The 22777-nt window shown below is 72.4% G+C and carries 24 protein-coding genes and 1 riboswitch; of the genes, 12 read left to right on the top strand and 12 right to left on the bottom strand.

Features of this window, described 5'->3' with window-relative positions:
• Nucleotides 1-26 precede the first annotated feature (26 nt).
• Together ACZ7LV_RS07595 and ACZ7LV_RS07590 are read left to right on the top strand one after the other, a co-directional pair.
• A complete protein-coding gene (locus ACZ7LV_RS07595) occupies nucleotides 27-1379 on the top strand; it encodes a class II 3-deoxy-7-phosphoheptulonate synthase (protein WP_471936762.1) in 1353 nt (450 codons plus the stop codon).
• A 159-nt stretch (nucleotides 1380-1538) separates the two neighbouring features.
• Entirely contained in the window at nucleotides 1539-1784 is a 246-nt protein-coding gene (locus ACZ7LV_RS07590; RefSeq protein ID WP_471936760.1) for a (2Fe-2S)-binding protein, read from the top strand.
• Between the two features lie 9 nt (nucleotides 1785-1793).
• Here the strand turns inward: ACZ7LV_RS07590 and bfr are convergent, their stop codons facing one another.
• Nucleotides 1794-2312, bottom strand: coding sequence for a bacterioferritin (bfr, locus tag ACZ7LV_RS07585; RefSeq protein WP_385388627.1), 519 nt, complete (start codon nucleotides 2310-2312; stop codon nucleotides 1794-1796).
• A gap of 197 nt (nucleotides 2313-2509) precedes the next feature.
• On the opposite strand from bfr, the gene ACZ7LV_RS07580 reads away from it, so the two are divergent.
• Nucleotides 2510-3142, top strand: a complete 633-nt coding sequence (locus ACZ7LV_RS07580) for a sulfite oxidase-like oxidoreductase (protein ID WP_471936758.1) — start codon at nucleotides 2510-2512, stop codon at nucleotides 3140-3142.
• Nucleotides 3143-3146: 4 nt separating this feature from the next.
• Here ACZ7LV_RS07580 and ACZ7LV_RS07575 read toward each other — a convergent pair whose 3' ends face one another.
• The 6 genes from ACZ7LV_RS07575 to thiO all read right to left on the bottom strand — a co-directional run bounded on the left by ACZ7LV_RS07575 (nucleotide 3147) and on the right by thiO (nucleotide 8883).
• The gene (locus ACZ7LV_RS07575; protein WP_471936756.1) at nucleotides 3147-3623 is read right to left on the bottom strand and encodes a DUF4396 domain-containing protein; all 477 of its coding nucleotides are present in this window, start codon (nucleotides 3621-3623) and stop codon (nucleotides 3147-3149) included.
• Nucleotides 3624-3765: 142 nt separating this feature from the next.
• Nucleotides 3766-4641 carry a deoxyribonuclease IV gene (locus ACZ7LV_RS07570; protein WP_471936754.1) on the bottom strand — a complete coding sequence of 292 codons (876 nt, stop codon included), beginning with the start codon at nucleotides 4639-4641 and terminating at the stop codon, nucleotides 3766-3768.
• Nucleotides 4642-4675: 34 nt separating this feature from the next.
• On the bottom strand, nucleotides 4676-6601 hold the full coding sequence (gene pknB, locus ACZ7LV_RS07565) for a Stk1 family PASTA domain-containing Ser/Thr kinase (RefSeq protein ID WP_471936752.1): 1926 nt from the start codon (nucleotides 6599-6601) through the stop codon (nucleotides 4676-4678).
• Between the two features lie 118 nt (nucleotides 6602-6719).
• On the bottom strand, nucleotides 6720-7517 hold the full coding sequence (locus ACZ7LV_RS07560; protein ID WP_401676448.1) for a thiazole synthase: 798 nt from the start codon (nucleotides 7515-7517) through the stop codon (nucleotides 6720-6722).
• Nucleotides 7518-7519: 2 nt separating this feature from the next.
• Entirely contained in the window at nucleotides 7520-7720 is a 201-nt protein-coding gene (thiS, locus tag ACZ7LV_RS07555; protein ID WP_471936750.1) for a sulfur carrier protein ThiS, read from the bottom strand.
• Entirely contained in the window at nucleotides 7717-8883 is a 1167-nt protein-coding gene (gene thiO / locus ACZ7LV_RS07550) for a glycine oxidase ThiO (protein ID WP_471936748.1), read from the bottom strand. The genes thiS and thiO overlap by 4 nt, the downstream gene beginning before the upstream one ends.
• Nucleotides 8880-8992, bottom strand: a riboswitch (TPP riboswitch). Its footprint overlaps the gene before it by 4 nt.
• 52 nt (nucleotides 8993-9044) lie before the next feature.
• Here thiO and ACZ7LV_RS07545 point away from each other — a divergent pair.
• From ACZ7LV_RS07545 to ACZ7LV_RS07520, 6 genes are all read left to right on the top strand, one after another.
• Nucleotides 9045-9383 (top strand): avidin-fold protein, encoded by a 339-nt coding sequence (locus ACZ7LV_RS07545; RefSeq protein ID WP_401676445.1) that lies wholly within the window; start codon nucleotides 9045-9047, stop codon nucleotides 9381-9383.
• Between the two features lie 119 nt (nucleotides 9384-9502).
• Nucleotides 9503-10666: an NAD(P)/FAD-dependent oxidoreductase gene (locus tag ACZ7LV_RS07540; protein ID WP_471937781.1), complete on the top strand. Its 1164-nt coding sequence runs from the start codon at nucleotides 9503-9505 to the stop codon at nucleotides 10664-10666.
• A 77-nt stretch (nucleotides 10667-10743) separates the two neighbouring features.
• Nucleotides 10744-11109 (top strand): Rv2175c family DNA-binding protein, encoded by a 366-nt coding sequence (locus ACZ7LV_RS07535; protein ID WP_004001914.1) that lies wholly within the window; start codon nucleotides 10744-10746, stop codon nucleotides 11107-11109.
• A gap of 140 nt (nucleotides 11110-11249) precedes the next feature.
• Nucleotides 11250-11906: a thiamine phosphate synthase gene (gene thiE, locus ACZ7LV_RS07530; RefSeq protein WP_471936746.1), complete on the top strand. Its 657-nt coding sequence runs from the start codon at nucleotides 11250-11252 to the stop codon at nucleotides 11904-11906.
• 125 nt (nucleotides 11907-12031) lie between these two features.
• The gene (gene metF, locus ACZ7LV_RS07525) at nucleotides 12032-12955 is read left to right on the top strand and encodes a methylenetetrahydrofolate reductase [NAD(P)H] (protein WP_471936744.1); all 924 of its coding nucleotides are present in this window, start codon (nucleotides 12032-12034) and stop codon (nucleotides 12953-12955) included.
• A 56-nt stretch (nucleotides 12956-13011) separates the two neighbouring features.
• The gene (locus ACZ7LV_RS07520; RefSeq protein WP_471936742.1) at nucleotides 13012-13956 is read left to right on the top strand and encodes an SCO2102 family sporulation regulator; all 945 of its coding nucleotides are present in this window, start codon (nucleotides 13012-13014) and stop codon (nucleotides 13954-13956) included.
• A 26-nt stretch (nucleotides 13957-13982) separates the two neighbouring features.
• Here the strand turns inward: ACZ7LV_RS07520 and ACZ7LV_RS07515 are convergent, their stop codons facing one another.
• From ACZ7LV_RS07515 to ACZ7LV_RS07495, 5 genes are all read right to left on the bottom strand, one after another.
• Nucleotides 13983-15473 (bottom strand): phytoene desaturase family protein, encoded by a 1491-nt coding sequence (locus tag ACZ7LV_RS07515; RefSeq protein ID WP_471936740.1) that lies wholly within the window; start codon nucleotides 15471-15473, stop codon nucleotides 13983-13985.
• A 69-nt stretch (nucleotides 15474-15542) separates the two neighbouring features.
• Nucleotides 15543-16157 carry a DUF4126 domain-containing protein gene (locus tag ACZ7LV_RS07510; protein ID WP_471936738.1) on the bottom strand — a complete coding sequence of 205 codons (615 nt, stop codon included), beginning with the start codon at nucleotides 16155-16157 and terminating at the stop codon, nucleotides 15543-15545.
• 455 nt (nucleotides 16158-16612) lie between these two features.
• The gene (locus ACZ7LV_RS07505) at nucleotides 16613-17242 is read right to left on the bottom strand and encodes a TetR/AcrR family transcriptional regulator (RefSeq protein WP_401676439.1); all 630 of its coding nucleotides are present in this window, start codon (nucleotides 17240-17242) and stop codon (nucleotides 16613-16615) included.
• 50 nt (nucleotides 17243-17292) lie between these two features.
• The gene (locus ACZ7LV_RS07500) at nucleotides 17293-19377 is read right to left on the bottom strand and encodes a YhgE/Pip family protein (protein ID WP_471936736.1); all 2085 of its coding nucleotides are present in this window, start codon (nucleotides 19375-19377) and stop codon (nucleotides 17293-17295) included.
• Nucleotides 19349-20197: an ATP-binding cassette domain-containing protein gene (locus ACZ7LV_RS07495; protein WP_471937779.1), complete on the bottom strand. Its 849-nt coding sequence runs from the start codon at nucleotides 20195-20197 to the stop codon at nucleotides 19349-19351. The genes ACZ7LV_RS07500 and ACZ7LV_RS07495 overlap by 29 nt, the downstream gene beginning before the upstream one ends.
• Nucleotides 20198-20419: 222 nt before the next feature.
• Here ACZ7LV_RS07495 and ACZ7LV_RS07490 point away from each other — a divergent pair, with 222 nt between their 5' ends.
• The 3 genes from ACZ7LV_RS07490 to ACZ7LV_RS07480 all read left to right on the top strand — a co-directional run bounded on the left by ACZ7LV_RS07490 (nucleotide 20420) and on the right by ACZ7LV_RS07480 (nucleotide 22683).
• Nucleotides 20420-20995 (top strand): SAV_6107 family HEPN domain-containing protein, encoded by a 576-nt coding sequence (locus tag ACZ7LV_RS07490; protein WP_471936734.1) that lies wholly within the window; start codon nucleotides 20420-20422, stop codon nucleotides 20993-20995.
• 188 nt (nucleotides 20996-21183) lie between these two features.
• Nucleotides 21184-22011, top strand: a complete 828-nt coding sequence (locus ACZ7LV_RS07485) for a methyltransferase (protein WP_471936732.1) — start codon at nucleotides 21184-21186, stop codon at nucleotides 22009-22011.
• Nucleotides 22012-22287: 276 nt separating this feature from the next.
• Complete coding sequence (locus tag ACZ7LV_RS07480; RefSeq protein WP_365448555.1) at nucleotides 22288-22683, top strand: DUF3040 domain-containing protein; 396 nt, start codon at nucleotides 22288-22290, stop codon at nucleotides 22681-22683.
• Nucleotides 22684-22777 lie beyond the last annotated feature (94 nt).

Genomic DNA, 22777 nt, shown 5'->3' with positions numbered 1-22777 from the left:
GCACGGCACCCCGTAGTGTTGAGGTTGTGACCGTGAACGCTAAGACCAGCGCGAGCGCTGGCAACACCTGGCGAGACCTGCCCGCGGCGCAGCAGCCCGAGTACCCCGACACCGAGGCTCTGCGCGCAGTGATCGCGGACCTCGAGTCGTATCCGCCGCTCGTCTTCGCGGGCGAGTGCGACCAGCTGCGCGCCCGGATGGCGGCCGTCGCCAAGGGAGAGGCGTTCCTCCTCCAGGGTGGCGACTGCGCCGAGGCCTTCGACGCGGTGTCCGCGGACCAGATCCGCAGCAAGCTCAAGACCCTGCTCCAGATGGGCGCCGTGCTGACGTACGCCGCGTCCGTGCCCGTGGTGAAGGTGGGCCGGATCGCCGGCCAGTACTCCAAGCCGCGCTCCAAGCCGACCGAGACCCGCGACGGCGTGACGCTGCCGACCTACCGGGGCGACTCCGTCAACGGCTTCGACTTCACCGAGGCGGCGCGCGTCCCGGACCCCGAGCGGCTGAAGCGGATGTACCACGCGTCCGCCTCCACGCTGAACCTGGTTCGCGCCTTCACCACCGGCGGCTACGCCGACCTGCGCCAGGTGCACGCCTGGAACCAGGACTTCGTGAAGTCGTCCCCCTCCGGCCAGCGCTACGAGCAGCTCGCCCGCGAGATCGACAACGCGCTCAGCTTCATGCACGCCTGCGGGGCCGACCCGGAGGAGTTCAAGACCGTCGAGTTCTTCTCCTCGCACGAGGCGCTGCTGCTCGACTACGAGTCCGCGCTCACCCGCGTCGACTCGCGCACCGGTCAGCTGTACGACGTCTCGGGCCACATGGTGTGGATCGGTGAGCGCACCCGGCAGCTGGACCACGCGCACATCGAGTTCGCCTCGAAGATCCGCAACCCGATCGGCATCAAGCTCGGCCCGACGACCACGCCGGAGGAGGCGCTGCAGTACATCGAGCGCCTCGACCCCGAGCGGGAGCCCGGCCGGCTGACCTTCATCGTCCGGATGGGCGCCGACAAGATCCGCGACCGGCTGCCCGAGCTGGTCGAGAAGGTCACGGCGTCCGGCGCGGTGGTGGCGTGGGTGACCGACCCGATGCACGGCAACACCTTCGAGGCGGCCTCCGGCCACAAGACCCGCCGCTTCGACGACGTGCTCGACGAGGTCAAGGGCTTCTTCGAGGTGCACAAGGGGCTCGGGACGCACCCGGGCGGCATCCATGTCGAGCTCACCGGTGACGACGTCACCGAGTGCGTGGGCGGCGGCGACGAGATCTTCGTCGACGATCTGCACCAGCGCTACGAGACGGCCTGCGACCCGCGACTGAACCGCAGCCAGTCGCTCGACCTGGCGTTCCTGGTCGCGGAGATGTACCGGGACCAGTAGGGGCCCGGCGGCCGGAACCGGCTGCCGTCGGCGCACGCGATGGGGCGCGGATCACAGATGATCCGCGCCCCTCCACTTTTGCCGCTCGGATGCGCCGGGTAAGGTTAGGTTAGCCTCACCGACTCACGGGGAGGGCACCACGAACCGACCCGGCGGGAGGTGAACCGCGTGTACGTCTGCAGTTGCTTCGGTGTCACCGAGCAGCAGGTCAAGAAGCACGCGGAGGACGGTGCCTGCACCCCTCGCCAGATCGCCTCGGCCTGCAAGGCGGGCACGGACTGCGGCGGCTGTGTACGCCGGATCCAGGCGCTCCTCGGTCGCGGCGGCTGCCCGCGCCGGGAGCTGGCCGAGCAGGGCAGGTCGCCCCTGACCGACGTGGCGCAGGTGACCGCCGAGGCCGCCTGAGCCCCGGCGCTAGTGGGTGGAGAAACCGCCCGTGCCCGGCCCGGAGGCGTCCGGCTGGCTCTGCTCGATCAGGGTCGACAGATAGAGCGACTCGCCCAGCTTGTCGATCAGTTCGAGCTGGGTGTCCAGGTAGTCGATGTGGTGCTCCTCGTCGGCGAGGATTGCCTCGAAGATGTTGGCCGAGGTCGCGTCGCCCTTGGCGCGCATGACCTCCACACCCCGCCGCAGCCGGTCGATGGCCTCGACCTCGATCTGCCGGTCCGCCTGGAACATCTCGGTCACCGTCTGGCCGACGCTGACGTGGAACAGCCGCTGGTAGTTGGGCAGCCCGTCCAGCAGCAGGATGCGGTCCGTCAGCACCTCTGCGTGCCGCATCTCGTCGAAGGACTCGTCCCGGGTGTACTTGGCGAGCTTCGTCCACCCCTTGTGGTCCTGCAGCTTGGAGTGCAGGAAGTACTGGTTGATCGCGGTCAGCTCGGCGGTCAGCTGCTCGTTGAGCAGTTCGAGCACCTCGGGGTCGCCCTGCATGAAGGGGCTCCTTCCACGTCGGGAGGTCGAAACTGGAGGTTGCGCCGCATGATTGCACCGGGTGTCGAAGATCGTCCAGTAAGTGCGTACTTAGTAAGTAAGTGCATGCTTGGTCACGCTTGACCGGATTGTTCGAGTCGTCCGCTTCGGCACGAGGCTGGTCCTGTGTACCGTCCACCGTCTGTCAGGATGGAGTCATGGGTCACCCGAAGGAGCGCGCATCGGCAGCGACGGCATCGTTCGAGCTCCCGCCGGGGCAGCGAGTGCAGCGCGGATGGCCGGTCACGCACTACGGCCCGGTGCCCAAGTTCCGGCCCGAGCGCTGGGAGTTCAGGGTCTTCGGCGCCACCGCCGACGGGGACAAGCACTGCTGGACCCACGAGGAGTTCACGGCTCTGCCGTACACCTCCGTGACGGCCGACCTGCACTGCGTCACCAAGTTCAGCATGCTCGGCGCGGAGTGGGGCGGGATCCCCGCCCGGACCGTCGTGGACCTCGCGCCGCCCGCCTCGAACGTCACCCATGTGATGGTGTGGGCGGAGTACGGCTTCAGCTCCAATCTGCGGCTCGCGGACTTCACCTCGCAGCGCGCGATCTTCGCGACCCACAAGGACGGCGAGCTGCTCACCGCCGAGCACGGCTTCCCGCTCCGCCTGATCGTGCCGCACCTGTACGCCTGGAAAGGCCCCAAGTGGGTGCGCGGCGTGGAGTACATGACCGCCGACCGCCGCGGCTTCTGGGAGGAGCGCGGGTACCACAACATCGGCGACCCCTGGCAGGAGCAGCGCTACTCCTACCAGGAGGAGCCCGGGGAGGGCCCTGAGCTCTGACGGCTCAGTGGTGGTACCGGTGCACCACCGCGTGGCCCTTGCCCCGCCCGATCATCCACTTGTTGACCGGGACCGTGACCACGAAGGCGACCGCGAGGGCGATCGCCAGGACGACCCAGAAGAGCGCGGTGTCCAGTCCCGCGTCCATCGCGCCCGGCCAGAACGCGATCACGCCGTTGTCGACCAGTTCCATCACGGCGATCGACAGTGTGTCCGCGGCCAGCGCCACCCGGATGCCGGACCGCAGGCCGACGCCCGCCTTGAGCACCCCGCGCAGGGTCAGGGCGTAGCCGAAGAAGAAGGCCAGCACGATCGCCAGGGCCAGGGTCGCCATGTCGCCCCAGCCGAGCGCGGTGCCGATGACCATGCCGAGCACCTCGCCGATGGCACAGCCGGTGAGGCAGTGCAGGGTCGCCTGCACGGCCATGGGCCAGCCGGACGGGGTGTGGGCGTGGTGTGCGTGTGCGTCGGCGTGCTGCATTCGTGCCCCCTGTGTCGGTGAGGGTTCCCGCGACGAGCGGGAACACGAGCAGGAACCATATACCCCCCGGGGGTATTCCAGGAACGTGCGGGGACGGTTCGGCGGGGACGACGTTCCCGGCCGGTCCCCGGTCCCCGGTTCCTCAGCCGTCCCGTAGCTTCTTCAGCCGCTCCACGTCCGCCGCGTGCCCCTCCTTGCCGCCGGGCGTCTCGATGATGAGGGGTACGCCCTCGGTCGCGGGGTGGGTCATCAGGGCGCGGAACGGGTCCTCGCCGATGTGGCCGGCGCCGATGTTCTCGTGCCGGTCCTTGTGGGCCCCGACCAGGTCCTTGGAGTCGTTGGCGTGGATCAGCCTCAGACGGCCCGCACCGACGGTGCCGACCAGCAGGTCCAGCGTCTGGTGCATGCCGTCCGGTCCGGTCAGGTCGTGCCCGGCGGCGAAGATGTGGCAGGTGTCGAGGCAGACGCCCAGCTTCGGGTGGGCGTCCAGGGCCTCGAAGTACGGCCCGAAGTCCCAGGTGCGTGAGCACAGCGAGGCGCCCTGGCCCGCCGTGGACTCCAGCAGGACGTACGGGTCGTCGTCGGTGAGCTCGTCGAGCAGCGGCAGCAGGTACTCCCGCACCTGGCGCAGCGCCACCGACCGCTCCCGGCCGCCGGTCGCGCTTCCGGTGTGCACGACGACCCCGAGCGCGCCGATGGCCCGCCCGCGCCGCACCGAGTGCCGCAGCGACCGTACCGACAGCTCGGCGGTGGCCTCCGTGTGCGAGCCGAAGTTGATCAGGTACGGCGCGTGCACGTAGGCCGGGACCGACTCCTCGGCGCACGCCGCGCGGAACGCCTCGTCCTGCCGCGGGTCACCGGCCGGCGTGGCCCAGCCGCGCGGGTTGGCCACGAAGACCTGCACGGCCTCGGCCTTCAGGTCGTGGGCGTAGGTGAGGCCCACGGAGTGCAGGCCGCCGGCGACGGGGACGTGCCCGCCGACGGGGTTGCGGGAGGGGTCGGGGTGCTGACTCTTCACCCGTTCAGGGTGTCACGCGCCCCGAGCGCCCCTGTCAGCGGATCTGGAGCGTGATCGTCGACCCCTTGGGCGCGGTCTCGCCGCCCTTCACCGACTGCTTGCGCACGGTGTCGCCGAACAGGCCGAGCAGTCCGCGGTCCTCCTCGACCTCGAAGCCGGCGCTCTCCAGCTCGCGCTTGGCCTCGTCCACGCTGTCGCCCACCACGTCCGGGACCTCGATCATCTCGGGGCCCTTGGAGAGCGTCAGCGTCACCGTGTCGCCCTCGGCGGCCTCGCCGCCTGGGCCCGGGTCCTGCCGGGCGACCTGACCCGCCTCGTGCTCGGAGTTGATCCGCTCCGCGGCGACCCGCACCTTCAGACCCGCCTCCAGCAGCTGCTCCCTGGCCTCGCCCGGGCCGCTGCCGGTGACGTCCGGGATGTCGACGGGAGCGCCCTTGCTGACGGTGAGCGCGATCGCCGTGCCGGCCCGCGTCTCGGTGTCCGTCGCCGGGTCCGAGCTGATCACGAAGCCCTTCGGGACGTCCTCGCTGAACTCCCGGGTCACCATGCCCGGCTCCAGACCGCCGTCCTTGAGGACGGTGCGCGCCTTGTCCAGCCGGTAGCCCGAGAGGTCGGGCACCTTCACCGTCTCGGGGCCGTCGGAGACCGTCAGCGTCACGGAGTCGTTGTGCCGGATCCGGGCGCCCGGCGCCGGATCGGTGCTGATCACCGTGCCCCGCTTCACCGTGTCGCTGTAGGCGTGCTTGACCTGCCCGACCTCCAGGCCGGCGTCCGCGAGCCGGTCCTCGGCCTGCGCCTCGGTCTTCGCCAGCAGCGGGGGGACCTCGGTGAACTGGCCGGAGTTGATGTACCAGACGCCCACCCCGAGGCCCAGGGCCAGCAGGACCGAGGCGACGAGCGTGACGAGCGTGCGCCGGGGGCGAGGCGGGCGGTGCGGGGTGTCCAGGGGTGCCGACTCCAGCCGGCTGGTCCTGTGGTAACGGGACTCGTCGTCGTCCTCGTTCACCGGCAGCTGCCGCAGCGCGGTCAGCGCGCGCGGGATGACGCTGGTCCGGTCGTCGGCGTTGTCGTGCTCCGCGGCCACCGCCTGCGGGGGCACCATGTCGAGCGCCTCGGCACCGAGCGCGGCCCGCGCCTCACGGACCCGTGCGAGCAGCGCCACGGCGTCGTACGGGCGCAGGTCCGGCATGCGGGCGGTCGCCGCGGCGACCAGTTCGTCCAGCTCGTACGCCAGTCCGGGCACGGCCGCCGAGGGCGGCGGGACGTCCTCGTGCACATGCCGGTAGAGCACCTGGGCGGGGGAGTCCCCCGTGTGCGGCTTGCCGCCGGTCAGCATCTCGTAGAGCACCACACCGCAGGCGTACACATCGACGCGGGGATCGGCGCTGCCGTGCTCGATCTGCTCGGGGGCGAGGTAGGAGACGGTGCCGAGGACCGACCCGGTGGTCTGGGTGACCGTGTCCACGGACCGCACGAGCCCGAAGTCGGCGACCTTGACCCGGCCGTCGTCCCCTATGAGGACGTTCTCCGGCTTCATGTCCCGGTGCACGAACCCGGCGCGGTGGGCGGCGCCCAGCGCGGCCAGGACCGGCTCCAGGATGTCCAGCGCGGCCCGTGGCTGCAGCGCGCCGCGCTCGCGCAGCACGTCCCGCAGGGTGCACCCGGAGACGTACTCCATGGCCAGGTAGACGTACGACCCGTCCGCCCCCTGGTCGAACACCTGGACGACATTGGGGTGGGCGAGCCGGGCCACCGACTTGGCCTCGCGGATGAAGCGCTCGACGAAGGAGCCGTCGGCCGCCAGGGTCGGATGCATCACCTTGAGCGCGAGAACGCGGTCGAGGCGGGTGTCCACGGCTCGGTAGACCGTGGCCATCCCGCCGACCGCGATCCGCGCGTCGACGCGGTAACGGCCGTCGAGCAGTTGCCCGACCAGAGGGTCTTGAAGGGTCGTGTCCACGCAGGCGAGTGTACGAGCCGTCACCGACACCGCTCGCCGGTTCGCGTGGCATCGGGGCGGTACTGCGACGGACCTGTGACGTGTCCGACGTGCCCGCCCCCGGCCACGTGATAGGGGATCACCCGAAGGCGGGCCGCTCCGGGTCCAGCGCGGCCATCCCCGCCACGGGCGACGAGGCCTCCGCGAAGTGCCGCCGGGGGATGCGCCCCGCGCGCCGGGCCAGCCGCCCCGCCTCGACGGCGCCGCGCATGGCGGCGGCCATCAGCACCGGCTCCTGCGCCCGGGTCACGGCTGAGGCGAGCATCACACCCGCGCACCCCAGCTCCATCGCGAACGCCGCGTCCGAGGCCGTACCGGCCCCGGCGTCCAGGATCACCGGCACGCGCGCGTGCTCGACGATCAGCTGGAAGTTGTGCGGGTTGCGGATGCCGAGCCCGGAACCGATCGGCGAGCCGAGCGGCATGATCGCGGCACACCCCACGTCCTCGAGCCTGCGCGCCAGCACGGGGTCGTCGTTGGTGTACGGCAGCACCGTGAATCCGTCGTCCACCAGCGTCTCCGCGGCGTCCAGCAGCTCGATCGGGTCGGGCAGCAGGGTGCGCTCGTCGGCGATGACCTCCAGCTTGACCAGGTCGGTGCCGAGCGCCTCGCGCGCGAGCCGGGCCGTCAGCACGGCCTCACCGGCCGTGAAGCAGCCGGCCGTGTTGGGCAGCACCCGGATGCCGAGCCTGTCCAGCACCGACAGCACGGAGCCGTGCACATCGGGGTTGACGCGCCGCATCGCGACGGTGGTCAGCTCGGTCCCGGAGGCGACCAGCGCGCGCTCCAGCACGTCCAGGCTGGGCGCGCCCCCGGTGCCCATGATCAGCCGCGAGGTGAAGGTCGTGCCCCCGAGGACAAAGGGATCGTCGGCCATGGTCAGCCTCCTTGGACGGCGGTGAGGACCTCGACACGGTCACCCTCGGAGAGGGGCGTGAGGGGCCACTGCGCGCGCGGGACGACGGTTTCGTTGAGGGCGGCCGCCACACCGGAGGGCGCCGCGGTCAGACTGCGGACAAGGGCGTCGAGAGCGGTGCCGTCGGTGATCCGGCGGGGCTCCCCGTTGACGGAGATGATCATGCGGGCTGCTCCGTGAGTGCGGCGCTGAAGCGCTTCGGCGTGAAGGGGCGGGCCTCGTCCGGGAGTTCACCCGTGGTCAGGACGTGTGCCATGACGTCACCGGTGACCGGGGTGAGCAGGACGCCGTTGCGGTGGTGGCCGGTGGCCAGCAGCAGGCCGTCGAGTCCGGTCGGGCCGAGCAGGGGCGCGTTGTCGGGCGAGGCGGGGCGCAGACCCGCGCGGGTCTCCGTCAGGGGCAGCTCGGTCAGGCCGGGGATCAGCTCGTGCGCGTCGCGCAGCAGCTCGTACACGCCCCCGGCGGTGACCGTGGTGTCCCAGCCCAGTTCCTCGCTGGTGGCGCCGACGACCAGCTCGCCGCTCTCTCGCGGCACCAGGTAGACATGGCTCCCGCGCACCATCGCGCGCACGGTGCGGCTCAGGAACGGCGCGTGCGCCGGTGGCACGGTCAGCCGCAGGACCTGCCCCTTCACCGGCCGCACCGGCGGCACCACGGCGTCGGGCACGCCCGCCAGCCGCCCGCTGAGACTCCCGGCGGCCAGCACCACCCGCCCGGCGGCCACCTCGGTTCCGGCGCGCGTGACGACGCCCGCCGCCCGCTCCCGGACGACCAGCAGCCGCTGCGCCCACTCCCGGTGGAAGACCACGCCCGCCCGCTCACAGGCGGTCACCAGGGCGGCGGCGAGCCGTCGCGGGTCGATCTGGTGGTCGCCGTCCACCCGCAGCCCGCCGCGCACACCCGGTGCGAGCATCGGCTCCAGGCGGCGGCAGTCCCGGCCCGACAGCCACTCGGACTCCAGCCCGGACCGCTGTTGCAGGGCATGCAGTTCGCGCAGGTGGGCGCGGTCGTCTGCGTCCAGCGCGACGGCAAGCGTGCCGCACCGGCGGTAGCCGAGGTCCTGCCCGGTGCACTCGGTGAGCTCGGCCGCGAAGTCCGGATAGCGGCGGGCCGAGGCGAGGTTCAGACCGAGCAGGGTCTGCTCGCCGTAGTGGAGTTCCGTGACGGCGGCCAGCATGCCGGCCGCCACCTGGGCGGCGCCGCCGCCGGGTTCGGGGTCCAGCACGGCGGTGGCGAGTCCGCGTTGCGCGGCCCGCCAGGCCGTGACCAGGCCGATGATTCCGCCCCCGATGACGAGGACGTCTGACGTACGTGCGGAGGACGACACGGGCTTCAGCCCCTCCCTTCGCCGGCATGACCCGGATCAGGTTCGTACGGTCGGAGGCCGGCCAGCCTCCCTCTCAGCCCGGTGCGTCCGGGCTCCCGCGAGTGCTCTACGGTGGCCACCCTAGCCCTTGCCCGCACGCCTCTGTAAGGGAGCCTCCCGGCATGCCCCGCTCTCTGGACGGCCTCGTCCTCGCCCCCGTCGCCGACCAGGCACCGGGACAGGTGGGGACGCGCACCCGGTTCACGTACCACGAGCAGGACGGCGAGATCCGGGCCGAGTACGCCGGCGGGGACGTCGTCCGGGGCTATCTGGTCGGCACCCGCGAGGGCGACCGGCTGGACTTCCGGTACGTGCAGCTCAAGCGGGACGGGACGACGTCCTCGGGGCACTGCGTCTCGACGGTCGTGGAGCTGCCCGACGGGCGGGTGCGGCTGGAGGAGAGCTGGGAGTGGGAGTCGCAGCCGGGCAGCGGGACGAGCGTGGTCGAGCAGATCCGCTAGCGGTGTGCAGAAGGCCACGGGGCCTCCCTCTTACTGACAAACTGTCAGTTGTCTATGGTGATCAGGTGAGCGAGCAGACGAGGGCACAGGCGCGGCGCGTGGTCGTCGTGGGCGCGGGCATGGCCGGGGTGCAGACCGCGGTCGCCCTGCGGGAACAGGGATTCACCGGCACCGTGACACTGATCGGCGCCGAACCCCACCAGCCGTACGACCGGCCGCCGCTGTCCAAGGCGGTCCTGCTCGGCAAGGCCGAGGGCTCCGCCTTCGACGTCGACTTCGAGGCGCTCGGCATCGAGCTGCACCTGGGGCGCGAGGTGACAGGCGTCCGCCTCGCCGACCACGAGCTGGACACCGGGTCCGGGCCGGTGCCCTACGACGTGCTGGTCCTCGCCACCGGCGCCGAGCCCGTCACCCTGCCGGGCGCGGAGGGTGTCCCCGGCGTGCATCTGCTGCGCACCCTGGACGACGCCGAGCGGCTGCGGCCGGTGCTCGCCCGACAGCACGACATCGTGGTCGTCGGCGCGGGCTGGATCGGCGCGGAGTTCGCCACGGCCGCCCGGGAGGCCGGCTGCGCGGTGACGGTCGTCGAGGCCGCCGAACGCCCGCTCGCCGGAGCGCTGCCCGCCGAGGTGGCCGCGCCGATGAGCGCCTGGTACGCCGACAGCGGCGCGGTGCTGCGCACCCACGCGCGCGTGCTGCGTGTCGAGCCCGGCGCCGTCGTCCTGGACGACGGCTCGCGGGTGCCCGCCGGCGCCGTCGTGGTCGGCATCGGCGCCCGGCCCGCCACGCGCTGGCTGGCCGGCTCCGGCATCGAGCTCGGCTGGTACGGCGAGGTGGTCGCCGACGATCACCTGCGCACCTCGGTACCGGACGTCTACGCGGTCGGCGACTGCGCGTCCTTCCCCTCGGGGCGCTACGGCGAGCGGCTGATGGTGCACCACTGGGACAACGCCCTGCAGGGCCCCCGCACGGTCGCGGCGAACGTCATCGGCGAGGCGCCGGAGGTCTACGACCCGGTGCCGTACTTCTGGTCCGAGCAGTTCGGGCGGTTCGTGCAGTACGTCGGGCACCACGCGCCCGCCGACGCCGTCGTGTGGCGCGGTGACCCCGCCGGGCCCGCGTGGTCGGTGTGCTGGCTGCGCGAGGGCCGACTGGCCGCGCTGCTCGCGGTGGGCCGCCCGCGGGACCTGGCGCAGGGCAGGCGGCTGATCGAGGCCGGGACCGTCATGGACCCGGAGCTGCTGGCCGACCCGGCACGCCCCCTGAAGGCGGCCACGGCGTAACGCGTCGTCGCAGGTGGGCGGGGTCGGTGGGCGGGGCTGACTTCCGACTGTCAGTGGAGGATGGCAGGCTTGTTCCCGTGACCGAGATTGACGCAAAGATCGATGCTCTCGTCCCCGCCTGGCTCACCCTCCCCGACATCGCCGAGATGCTCGGCGTCGAGGTGACGCGTGTGCGGCAGCTGGTCAAGGAGGGCCAGCTCATCGCAGTGCGCCGCGGTGAGAACCGCGCGCTGCACGTCCCCGCCGCCTTCATCGACGGGGACAAGGTGGTCAAGGGCCTGTCCGGGACCCTGACGCTCCTGCGGGACGACGGCTTCACGGACGAAGAGATGCTGGAGTGGCTCTTCACCCCCGACCCGAGCCTGCCGGGCACGCCCGCGCAGGCGCTCAGCGAGAACCGCGGCACGGAGGTGAAGCGCCGGGCCCAGGCGCTCGCCGTCTGATCCCTGCGCGACCGAAAGAGCCTGACCGGCGTACGGGCCGTGGTCCGAGGGCCCCGGCCCCCGGCCGACCGCGCCCGGCGGGGCCCGTACGCCACCGGCAGGCACAGCCCAGAGGTACCGATCCACGGGGGGACCCAGCCATGTCCGACACCGCCGCCACCGCTCGCGCCCGGCTCGCCGACGCCCGCCTCTACCTGTGCACGGACGCCCGTCAGCGCCAGGGCGACCTGCCCGCGTTCCTGGACGCCGTGCTGGCCGGCGGGGTCGACATCGTGCAGCTGCGCGACAAGGGCATGGAGGCCGCGGAGGAGCTGGCCCACCTGGAGGTCTTCGCCGACGCCTGCGCGCGGCACGGCAAGCTGCTCGCGGTCAACGACCGGGCGGACGTCGCCCACGCCGCCGGCGCCCATGTGCTCCACCTCGGCCAGGGCGACCTCCCCGTCCCCGCGGCCCGGGCGATCCTCGGCGACGACGTCCTCATGGGCCGCTCCACGCACGCGGAGTCCGAGGCCGAGGCGGCGGCGGTCCAGGAGGGCGTCGACTACTTCTGCACGGGCCCCTGCTGGCCCACCCCCACCAAGCCCGGCCGCCACGCCCCCGGTCTCGGCCTGGTCCGGTACACGGCGGCGCTCGGCACCGAGCGTCCCTGGTTCGCCATCGGCGGCATCGACCTCGGCAACCTGGACGAGGTCCTCGACGCGGGAGCCCGCAGGGCCGTCGTCGTCCGCGCGATCACCGAGGCGGACGATCCGGGCGCCGCGGCAGCGGAGTTCGCCAAGCGTCTGCGGGGCGCCTGAGGCTGCCGCCGATGCCGGGGCCCATGTGACGGCAGGGTGTCCAAGGGATGGACAACAAGCCGACAATCCGGGCAAATTTCCTGCATCCGGTTGGGGGACCGGCGCCCCCTGGCTAACCTGCCCGTATGGCCTTCGGAACCGCGTCCACCAGGACTGACCGCGCACGCACCGTGCGTGACATGCTCGCCGCCGGCAAGACGACGTACTCGTTCGAGTTCTACGCGCCGAAGACCGCCAAGGGCGAGCGCAGCCTGTGGGAGGCGCTGCGCAGGGTCGAAGCGGTGGCTCCCGACTTCGTCTCCGTGACGTACGGTGCCGGCGGCTCCACCCGCGCCAGCACGGTCAAGGAGACGCAGCAGATCGTCGCGGACACGACGCTCACCCCGGTCGCCCACCTCACGGCGGTCGACCACTCGATCGGCGAGCTGCGCAATGTGATCGGCCAGTTCGCCGACGCCGGCATCCGCAACATGCTCGCCCTGCGCGGCGACCCGCCCGGCGACCCGATGGGCGACTGGGTGGCGCACCCCAAGGGCCTGGCCTACGCCTCCGAACTCGTCCGCCTCATCAAGGAGTCGGGCGACTTCTGCGTGGGCGTCGCGGCCTTCCCGGAGATGCACCCGCGCTCCGCCGACTGGGACACGGACGTGCGGCACTTCGTCGACAAGTGCCGCGCCGGCGCCGACTACGCGATCACACAGATGTTCTTCCAGCCGGAGTCCTACCTTCGACTGCGTGACCGAGTGGCCGCCGCGGGCTGCGCGACGCCGGTCATCCCCGAGGTCATGCCCGTGACCAGCGTGCGGATGCTGGAGCGGCTGCCGCAGCTCAGCAACGCCCACATTCCGTCCACTCTGAAAGAGCGGATCCTCACAGCGAAAGACAATCCGTCCGCTGTACGCTCCTTGGGGATCGAGTTCGCCACCGAGTTCTGCGCACGGCTGCTGGCCGAGGGAGTGCCGGGTCTGCACTTCATCACGCTCAACAACTCCACGGCGACCCTGGAAATCTACGAGAACCTGGGCCTGCACCACCCACCGCGGGCCTAGACCGGTCGCACGCTCATACGACACACTGCGTAACGGCCACTGGGAGAGGGGCGTACATGGGCTGGACGGTCCTCTACATCGCGTTCGGCATCGTCGCGCTGTGGCTGCTCGGCGAGGTGCTGCTGCAGTACAAGGCGCGGCTCCGCTGGCGGTTGCTGGCGTTCGCCGGCTTCCTCGGTGTGGTCGTCGGCGTGCTGATCCCGTCCGTCATCGTGATCGGACTGGGCGCGGCGGCCTTCGCGGTCGGGCAGACCTACGTCACCCTGTCGTTCCGCCGTGGCTTCGCCGCCGGCTGGGCGGTCACGGGGCGTCCGAGCCTGGGCAGCAAGCGCCGCCGCGGTGAGCCCGAGCACCAGGACCCGTCGCTGGAGGTCTCCGACCTCGCGGCGTCCGGTCACGGCGACGACGACGGCCCGTACGAGCAGGGCGGCGCCGGATACGGCCAGGACGACTACGAGCGTGACGACGTCTTCACGCCCGCCCGTCCCGGTGCCGCGACGGCCGCCGAGACCACCTCCGTGTACGAGCCGCAGCCGATGCCCGACGACACCGGCTCCTACGGCGTGTACGGCGACACCGGCACCTACGCCGGCCAGGGTCAGACCCAGGACCAGTACGCCGCGACCGCCCAGTCCACCGACCAGGCCTATGCCTACGACGGCTACGCGGGCTACGGCCAGCAGCAGTACGGCTACGACACCGGCGGGCAGCAGCAGTACGCCGCCTACTCCGACCCGTACATCGGGACCCAGACCTACAGCGGCTCGTACGACACCGGGTACGACCAGCAGCAGTACGGCCAGCAGGGTTACGGCCAGGACCAGTACGCGACCGGCGGCTACGGCGGCGAGACCCCGGCCGGCGGCGTGTGGGTGCCGCAGCAGCGCAGTGCCGACGACCCGTACGGGGGCGAACTGCCGCCGGAGCAGCCGTATCCGTACCAGGGCGACGGCCAGACGCAGCAGCAGGGGAACGGGTACGACGAGCAGTACCGGTTCTGAGTCACTGAGCGCGCGCCGGCGCCTCCTCAGCGGGAGCCAGTGAAGTCCGGTCCCTCCACGATCAGTCCCGAGACCAGCGCTCCCGACATCCCGGCGTGCGGAAGGCCACCGCCCGGGTGGGACCAGCCGCCGACGGTGAACAGGCCCGGCAGCGCGGTGCTGTTGGACGGATGCAGCAGTGCGCCGCCGGCCGCCGCAAGCGCCGGGGCCGGGATCGCGCCGCCCCGCGCGCCGGTCGCCTCGGCGATGTCGGCCGGGGTGTACGGCTCGTGCCACAGGAGCCGGGAACGCAGGTCCGGAATCGCCCGCTCGGCGGCGGTGATCATGGCTTCGGCGCGCTCGGCACAGCTCTCCGTGGAGGCCGCGGCCGCGGCGGTGGCCGTCAGGGTGACCGCCTCGTGGCCGGAGTCCGGGACCAGCCGCGGATCGTCGGGGCGCAGGACGGTGACCGTGGGCTGCGCAGCCCGGGTCGCCGGTCCGGAGCCGAAGACGGCCTCCAACTCGCCGTCCCGGTCCGCGGTGTGCACCACCGTCCGGTGCGGTGTGCCCTGCGGCCGGGTGCCCCGCAGCGCGAGCAGTACCGTCAGACGGCTGGGCAGCCCCTGCTGGGGAGCGACCTCGCCGGCGGGCCGTTCGGGCATGCCCGGCAGGGCGCCGGGCGCGACACCCGCGACCACGAAGTCCGCCTCCGCCGTCGTCCCGTCGGCCAGCTCCACTCCCGTCGCCCGACCGTCCTTCTCCAGGAGCCCGGTGACCTCGGCGCCGAAGACGAACTCCACCCGGCGGGTAAGGCAGCGCTCGTGCACCGCGCGCGCCAGTTCCCGGATGCCGCCGCGCACGTACCAGGTGCCGAAGGCGTGCTCCATGTACGGCAGCACGGCCGCGCCGGCCGGTGCCACGCGCGGGTCGAGGCCGTAGGCCAGCGCATGGCTCTCCAGCAGGGCGACCAGGCGGGGGTCGCGCAGCTCCCAGGCGCCGACCTCGGCGAGCGTGCCGGCCCTGCGGGTGCGCAGCAGCTTCTTGTGAGGGACCGAGGGGTAGGGCTCGCGCTCGGCCAGCACCGGCCAGTTCGACCACAGCGGCTCCTCCAGGAGGGGCCGGCGCGTACGGTCCCAGGCCTCGCGGGCCCGCACCAGGAAGTCGCCCCAGCGGTCGCCCGCGCCCGAGCCCAGCGCCTCGTCGAGGGCGGCGACGACGCCCGCGCGCGAGGCGTTCGGCACGGACAGCTCCGTGCCGTCCGCGAAGACGTGCCGGGCCGACGGATCGACCTGCGCCAGCTCGACGCACGCCTCCAGCGGCTCCTTGCCGGTCTTGAGGAACAGGTCCCGCCAGACGGCGGGCAACGGCAGCACGCCGGGGCCGGTGTCGAAGGCGAACCCGTCCCGCTCCCGCCGTCGCACCGCCCCGCCGTACGTCTCCGTACGCTCGTACACCGTCACCCGGTGGCCCGCGACGGCCAGCCGCGCGGCAGCCGCCATGGCGCCCATCCCCGCGCCGATCACCGCAATCCGTGCCATGACCGCGACTTTATCGGCCCGCACTGACACTCCGTGACCGGGCCTGCGGCCGGGGGCGGACGCCCGGCGTCACCCCGGCGGACCGCCCTCGTGCCGGGCCATGCGCCGTTCCTCCCGGCGTTGTGCCCTGCGGCGCAGGAAGCGGTGGATGCGGGAGGCGAGGAAGTACAGCGTGATCAGCCCGGCGACCAGCAGGATCGCCGCGATGATCGCCGCCGCCTCGGGGTGGAAGACCGCGAACGTCACGAGCCCGCCGACACCCAGGTCCTCGGCGATGCTGATGATCACGTTGCTGAAGGGCTCCGGCGACGCGTTCACCGCCATCCGTGTCCCGGCCTTGACGGCATGGCTGGCCAGCGCCGTCGAACCGCCGATGGCGCCCGCCGCCAGATCGGACAGCGAAGCGCTCTGGCCGGCCAGCAGCGCCCCGACCCAGGCGCCCGCGGCGGGCCGGATCAGGGTGTGCACCGAGTCCCACACGGAGTCGACGTACGGGATCTTGTCGGCGACCGCCTCGCAGAGGAACAGCACGCCCGCCGTGATGAGCACCTCGGGGCGTTGCAGCGTCTCGGGGACCTCGTCGCTCAGTCCCGTCGCGCCGAAGAAGCCGAGCAGCAGCACCACGGCGTACGCGTTGACGCCGCTGGCCCAGCCGCTGGTGAAGACGAGAGGGAGTACCGACACGGACGCGATCGTAACCACGGGGCGGCCGCGCGTCCTGGGGACCGACACGGACGGCTGAGTACGCGTACTCAGCGGCACAGTTGAGTACGCGCGCGGATGGGGCCGCACCAGCGCGAACGAGAGAGTGGGGGCACGGAAAGGGGCCCCTCGCCGGCACCGCCGACACGGGGCGGCGGAACGGCGAGGCCCTGGACCGCTCCTTCCGCCGGCTCGCGTCGGCGGGAGCGAGACACGGGGGAGCCCGGGGAGGAACGACCGTACGGGGGCCCGCCGGGGGAACGGAGACGGGGGGGGGACGGGGGGAACGGAAAAGACGGGGGAGCACGGGGGAGCACGAGGAAGCGCCGGTTCGGCGTGGCCCGCGGGGGACGCGGCCACGATCCGGACCGGCGCCTTCCGTTCGCGCCCCTAAGGCCGCCCGCTCATCCGCTCCTACGGCGCCTGTTCATCCGCTCCTACGGTCGCCCGCTCACCCGCCCCTGCAACAGGCGCGACAACGCCGCGTGCACGTCGTCCAGGGAACGCTCCGGCTGGAAGGCCTGCCAGTCCAGCGCGGCCACCAGCACCATCCCGACCAGCGCCGCCGCCGTCAGCGGCACATCGATCTCCTCGCTGAACTCGCCCTGCTCGATGCCCTCGCGCAGCACGCCCTCGACGACGGCCACCGCCTGTCGGCGGACCACCAGCAGCGTGGACTGCCAGGCCCGGTTGGTGCGCCACAGCTCGGCCACGTACAACTGCGTGAAGGCCGGGTACCGGTCGATGAAGACGAGCCCCGCCCGGATCATCGCGTCCAGCGCGGCCACCTTGGTGCCGCCGTCCTTCGCCGTCCGCTCGGCCGCCTCTTGCAGGGAGGCGGTGAGCAGGCCCACTCCGTGCCGCAGCAGCTCCTCGAAGAGGACGGACTTGCTGGCGAAGTTGTAGTACACGGTGCCCTTGGCGACCCCGGCACGCTCGGCGATCTCGTCCACCGTGGTCGCGGAGAAGCCCTGCTCCGCGATGAGCGTGACCGCCGCCTCGTAGAGCTTCTGCCGGGTCGCCTCGCGGCGGGTACTCGCCCCCGACGTGGCGCTGCTGCTTTCCATGGCCCTGATTGTCACAGGAACGGCATCGTTGTAGGGCGCAGCCGACGAGGTCACAGGCTCAGTTCCGGGTGCAGCCGGTCCAGCGTCCACACCTGGCGGCGGCGCGCCGACAGCGCGGTCAGCGCGAGGGCCCCCACCGTGAACGCGGCGAGCACCACGCACGCCTGCCACACCGGACCGAGACCCCCACCCGTGATGAGCCTTCTGAGCGCCTCGACGACGTGGCTCATCGGCAGGAAGGGGTGCAGCGCGTTGAAGAAGCCCGGACTGGTCTGCACGGGGTAGGTGCCTCCGGCGGACGTCAGCTGCAGCATCAGCAGGGCCAGCACCAGGATCCGGCCGGCGGCGCCGAAGCGCGCGTTCAGCCACTGGACGATCGCCGCGAAGCAGGCCGTCACCAGGAAGAGGAAGCCCACGGTCCCGGCCGCCCGCACCATCTCCAGCCCGACAGCCCAGTGCAGCACCGACATCAGGGCCACCGTCTGGAGCACGCCGATCGCCAGCACCGGCAGCCAGCCCGCCAGCGCGATCCGCCAGGCGGAGGCGCCGGTGGCCAGCGCCCGCCGGTTGAGGGGCGCGATCAGCATGTAGGCCACCATCGCGCCCACCCACAGCGACAGCGGGATGAAGTACGGCGCGAAACCCGTGCCGTAGTTGGGCGCCTCGTGCAGCGACCTGGAGGCGAGCTGGACGGGGTCCGCCATGACCTGCGTGCGCGCGTCGCGCTCCCGCTCGTCGTAGTCGGGGATCTGCTCCGCGCCGTCGTGCAGCCCGCTCGCGAGCTTCACGGAGCCGTCGACCAGCTTGAACATGCCCCCACTGAGATCGTCCGCGCCCGTCTTGAGCTCGCCGACCCCCGTGTCGAGGTCGACCGCGCCGGTCCGGGCGGTGCCCAGCCCCCTGTGCAGCGCCTCGGCGCCCTTGGCCACCTTCCCGGCACCCTCGTTCAGCTTGTTGATCTTCGCGACGGCCTCATCGAGGTCCTCCGACAGGTGGGGGGCGTCCTGGGCGAGCGCGCGGGCCTGCTTCTCCAGCGTGGCGAGGTGCCCGTCCAGCGCGTCCATGTCGCCGTCGTAGCCGCTGATCACCGTGTTGAGGTCGTCCGCGATCGTCGCCACGTCGCCCGCCGAGTCCATGGCCTTCGCCAGGTCGGAGCAGGCGGGGTCGGGCAGCACCGGCGTCTCGCAGCGCCTCTGGTGGATGTCGCTCAGCGTGTCGGAGGCCAGATGGGCCCCGGTGGCGGCGGCGGGCGCCCGCTTCACCAGCGTGTCGAGGTTGTCGCGGATCGCGGCGGAGGAGTCGGCGACCAGCAGTGCCGTGTCGCCGATGGTCCGCTCGTTGTCTTCCAGGAAGGGCCCCAGCTTGTCCGCGATGCCGTTGACCTGGTCGGCGAGCGTCTGCGTGCCCTCCGCGACCCGTGCCGAACCGTCCTCGAGGTCGCTCGCACCGGTGGTGAGCTTCGTCAGGCCCGAGGAGAGGTCCCCGCTGCCGTCCTTGGCCTCCTTCAGGCCGTCGGCGAGATCCTTGGAACCCCGCTCGGCCGTCCCGATGCCGTTCTTGAGCTTGTCGGCGCCGCCTGCCGCCTTCACCGTCTCGCCGTGGATGTCGGAGAAGGAGATGAAGATCCGGTCCAGGAAGGACCGCGACGCCTTGGTGGACGCCGCCGTGCGGACCTCGCTGAACACCGTCCGCGATATCTGCCCGACGATGTAGTTGTTCGCGTCGTTCGTGCGGACCTGGAGCGCGCCCGTCTCGGGGGAGTCACCCGAACTGGAGGCGATGCGCCCGCTGAAGTCGGCCGGCATCGTGAGCGACAGGTAGTACCTGCCGTCCTCGACGCCCGCGCGTGCCTCCTCGGCGCTCACCTCGTGCCAGTCGAAGACCTCGCTACCGCGCAGTCCCGCCACGATGTCGTCGCCCGCCTCGACCCGCTTCCCGTCGGCGGTCGCGCCCTTGTCGTCGTTGACCAGCGCCACGGGGATCCGGTCCAGGCGGCCGTACGGGTCCCAGAAGGACCACAGGTACAGCGCGCCGTACAGCAGCGGGAGCAGCAACAGCGCCACCAGGGCCGCCCGGGGGAGCTTCCCCCGGCCGAGCCGCCGCAGCTCAAGCGCGGCCAGCCTCGGCGCACGCATCCGCCGCCTCCTTCACGTCGTCGCGGGCGTCCGGGACGTCGCCGGCGCCCTCCAGGTCGGTGTCGCCGTCCGCCGCACCGTCGACGTCGCCCTCGGCGCCGGGCTCCTGCGGTACGTCGCTTTCGGCGCCGGGCTCCCTCGGTACGTCACCCCCGGTGCGGTCGGTGGACAGCAGCACGGCGTCCCCGGGCGCCTCGCTGCACACCGCCACCACGGTCGTCCCGGCCTCGGTGAGCGACCTGAGCAGCGCCCACACCTCGGCCCGCTCGGCGTCCGAGAGCTTGAGGTCGGTGTCGTCGACCCCGAGCAGCCGCGGGCGCCCGACGAGCGCCAGCGCGACGGACAGCCGCAGCGCCTCCACGCGCTCCAGGTCGCGCACGGCGGTCCGGGAGCCCTTGGGCAGTGCCTGACGGTCGAGTCCGGCGGCGCCCAGGGCGGCCTCGATGCGCAGCCGTGCCTTCTCGGCGCGCTCCGCGCGCGGCCGCAGCAGACCTCGCAGCGAGCCACCGAAGCGGCGTTGCAGCAGTGCCCTTTCGCGCAGGTGCTCGCCCACGGTCAGGGCCGGGTCGAGGTCGGTGACGCCGGGGACGTGCGCGAGGGCGCTGACCCCCCGCAGGGCCGCCATCTGCCGGGGCAGCCGGGCGTCGCCCACCTCCGCCGTCCCCTCGGTGGCCTTCATCCGCCCGGTGAGTGCGAGCAGCAGGCTGGTGCGCCCCGACCCGGACGGGCCCTCGATCGCGATCAGCGAGCCGGGCTCCGCCGTGCAGGAGATGCCGCGGAAGGTCCAGCCACGGGGCCCTTCCAGCCCGAAGTCGCGCATGGTGACGGCGAGTCCCGCCACGGTTCCCCCCACAGTGCCCCCAGATGATCCGCACCACTTGAGCCGACAATTTGAACTGACTGGTCAGTGCAAAAGTAACCCGAACCTGCGATCGAAGCAAAAGCCCAGGTCAGAACGGATTGTCAGTGCCATACCCCACGATGGGCACATACGGCACCCCGTATGAGGGCGTGCCGTCACCAAGACGACAGGAGGTTCGTCATGGCCAACTCGTCCGCAGCCGCCGCCCGTCGGCGCCGCGCATCCGGCCCTGCCCCCTCACTGACCGGTCCGGCGGGCGACGTGCACCCCGTGCTCCGCCGGGCCTCGGCCCCGCCCGCCGCCCTCGACCTGCTCGCCCAGGCCCGCACCGGGCTCGAAGAGGCAGCAGCCCTCGAAACGCCGAACGAGCGCTACGCCACCGCCCACCTCGCCGCCCTGCGCACCGCCGCCGCCGTACTGGCCGCGCGGGGCCGGCCGGAGACCAGCCCCCGACGCCGGGCCCGGATCAGGAGCGCCTGGGAAGTGCTCCCCGAGATAGCGCCGGAGCTCACCGAATGGAGCGCCCTGTTCGCCTCGGGGGCCCGGCGCCGTGCCCGGGCCGAGGCGGGCATCCAGGGCGCGGCCGGCCGCCGGGACGCCGACGACCTGATACGCGACGTCGCGATGTTCCTCCGCCTCGTCGAGCGGATGCTGGTGCTCCAGCCGGTTCTCCCGCAGCCCCGCCCGGACGCGGACGGTGTCCAGGAGCGCGGCCCCTCCACGGACCGTCACCACGGCATGCCCGACGCCGGCTGAGGGCCGTGTGCCGCCGCCGAAACCACGCGTGGTCAGGAGGAACATGCGCCGAACGCGATGACCGGCCCTCGCGCCGGAGGCAATAGGGTGGAAGGCGCCTGAAGCCTTCCCTCCCGCGTCCTGGGCGGGAGGCAGCCCGTTCGCTCCGCCCCGCACGAGGGCGGTGCCGCGCCGAGGAGTCAACTGCCGTGTCGGACCCGATGCGCCCGCCCGCCTCCCCTCGTCACCCGCAAGGGGCGTCGCTGCGTTCCGACCCACCTCGTCCGCGCACCGCGCTCCGCACCGCCGTGGTGTGGGAGGTCCTCCGGGACGCCCTGGACCGCCGGGTCAAGGCCACCGGCCGGGAGTCGCTGGACGTCCTCGACACCGGGGGCGGCAGCGGCAAGTTCGCGGTGCCCGTCGCCGGCCTCGGGCACCGCGTCACCGTCGTCGACCCCAGCCCGAACGCGCTCTTCGCCCTGGAGCGCCGCGCCGCCGAGGCCGGCGTCGCCGACCGGGTGAAGGGTGTGCAGGGCGACGCCCGGGGCCTGTTCGACGTGGTCGAGCGGGGCGGCTACGACGCGGTGCTGTGCCACGGCGTCCTGGAGTACGTGGACGACCCGGCCGAGGGCATCGGCAACGCGGTCGCCGCGCTCCGACCCGACGGCGTCCTCAGCCTGCTCGCCGCAGGCCTCGGCGGCGCCGTGCTCGCGCGCGCCCTCGCGGGGCACTTCACGGAGGCCAAGCAGGCCCTGGAGGACCCGAACGGCCGCTGGGGCTCGGGTGACCCGATGCCGCGCCGCTTCACCGCCGACCAGCTCACCGGGCTGGTCGAGGGCGCCGGCCTCGCCGTCGCCGCCGTGCACGGGGTGCGGGTCTTCGCCGATCTGGTGCCCGGCGTCCTGGTGGACACCGAGCCCGGCGCCATGGACGCCCTGCTCACGCTGGAGGCCGCGGCGGCCGAGCTGCCCGCGTTCCACGCGGTGGCCACGCAGCTTCACGTGCTGGGTGAGACGCGGGTGCCCACCGGGGCCTGAGCGCCTCCTGTGAGACGCCGCTGATCAGCGCGTTGCTTGCGGATGGAGTACGCCACAGGCCCCCCGATCGGGGCCTTGTCGCCGTATGATCGAGGGAGACCGCCCGGCATGACGGGTCGGCCGCCGGGGAATGTGAATCTCAGCGGGCCGGTCCGGCCATGGCGGGTTCCGGTTGGCCAATTGGCGCAGAGGGGCGGGTTTCACGGGGGCGATTCCCTGCCTATCCTGAAGGGACCCCCCGGGTCGCCCCGGCGACTGCACGATGAGGAGGACTCCGTGCCGCTCTCAGAGCACGAGCAGCGCATGCTCGAGCAGATGGAGCGAGCGCTGTACGCCGAAGATCCCAAGTTCGCGACAGCGCTTGAGGGAAGCGGGCTGCGTACGTACACCCGGCGACGGGTCTACCAGGCGGTCGCGGGCTTCCTCGTAGGTATCGCGCTCCTCATGGCCGGAATGGTCGCCAAGCAGGTCTGGCTCAGCGTGGTGGGCTTCCTCGTCATGCTGGGCTGCGCGGTACTCGCCGTGACCGGTTGGCGCAAGGCCCCCAAGCCGGGCGAGCAGCCCGCCGCGGGAGCCCCCCACGCCGGCCGTCAAGGACGTCAGCGGCGTTCGATGATGGATCGCATCGAGCAGCGCTGGCAGCGACGCCGCGACGAGCAACAGGGCCACTGACTCCCGAACGCTCCCACGACGTGAGTGAGGGGTTGCCGTCCACCGGACGGCAACCCCTCACGCATGCCGTGACCCGGGCAGACGCACGGCGCCG

The sequence above is a fragment of the Streptomyces sp. NPDC107562 genome (assembly GCF_055657325.1).
Note: the sequence above shows the minus strand (reverse complement) of the source record. Positions and strands in the feature narration are given on the sequence as shown.

Coding starts and splice junctions, on each gene's coding strand:
- ACZ7LV_RS07490 (WP_471936734.1), top strand. CDS start 20,420: ATGGCCAACTCGTCCGCAGCCGCCGCCCGTCGGCGCCGCGCATCCGGC.
- metF (WP_471936744.1), top strand. CDS start 12,032: ATGGCCTTCGGAACCGCGTCCACCAGGACTGACCGCGCACGCACCGTG.
- ACZ7LV_RS07500 (WP_471936736.1), bottom strand. CDS start 19,377: ATGCGTGCGCCGAGGCTGGCCGCGCTTGAGCTGCGGCGGCTCGGCCGG.
- ACZ7LV_RS07575 (WP_471936756.1), bottom strand. CDS start 3,623: ATGCAGCACGCCGACGCACACGCACACCACGCCCACACCCCGTCCGGC.
- ACZ7LV_RS07560 (WP_401676448.1), bottom strand. CDS start 7,517: ATGGCCGACGATCCCTTTGTCCTCGGGGGCACGACCTTCACCTCGCGG.
- bfr (WP_385388627.1), bottom strand. CDS start 2,312: ATGCAGGGCGACCCCGAGGTGCTCGAACTGCTCAACGAGCAGCTGACC.
- ACZ7LV_RS07515 (WP_471936740.1), bottom strand. CDS start 15,473: ATGGCACGGATTGCGGTGATCGGCGCGGGGATGGGCGCCATGGCGGCT.
- thiS (WP_471936750.1), bottom strand. CDS start 7,720: ATGATCATCTCCGTCAACGGGGAGCCCCGCCGGATCACCGACGGCACC.
- ACZ7LV_RS07545 (WP_401676445.1), top strand. CDS start 9,045: ATGCCCCGCTCTCTGGACGGCCTCGTCCTCGCCCCCGTCGCCGACCAG.
- ACZ7LV_RS07520 (WP_471936742.1), top strand. CDS start 13,012: ATGGGCTGGACGGTCCTCTACATCGCGTTCGGCATCGTCGCGCTGTGG.
- ACZ7LV_RS07580 (WP_471936758.1), top strand. CDS start 2,510: ATGGGTCACCCGAAGGAGCGCGCATCGGCAGCGACGGCATCGTTCGAG.
- thiE (WP_471936746.1), top strand. CDS start 11,250: ATGTCCGACACCGCCGCCACCGCTCGCGCCCGGCTCGCCGACGCCCGC.
- ACZ7LV_RS07540 (WP_471937781.1), top strand. CDS start 9,503: ATGGCCGGGGTGCAGACCGCGGTCGCCCTGCGGGAACAGGGATTCACC.
- ACZ7LV_RS07495 (WP_471937779.1), bottom strand. CDS start 20,197: ATGCGCGACTTCGGGCTGGAAGGGCCCCGTGGCTGGACCTTCCGCGGC.
- ACZ7LV_RS07505 (WP_401676439.1), bottom strand. CDS start 17,242: ATGGAAAGCAGCAGCGCCACGTCGGGGGCGAGTACCCGCCGCGAGGCG.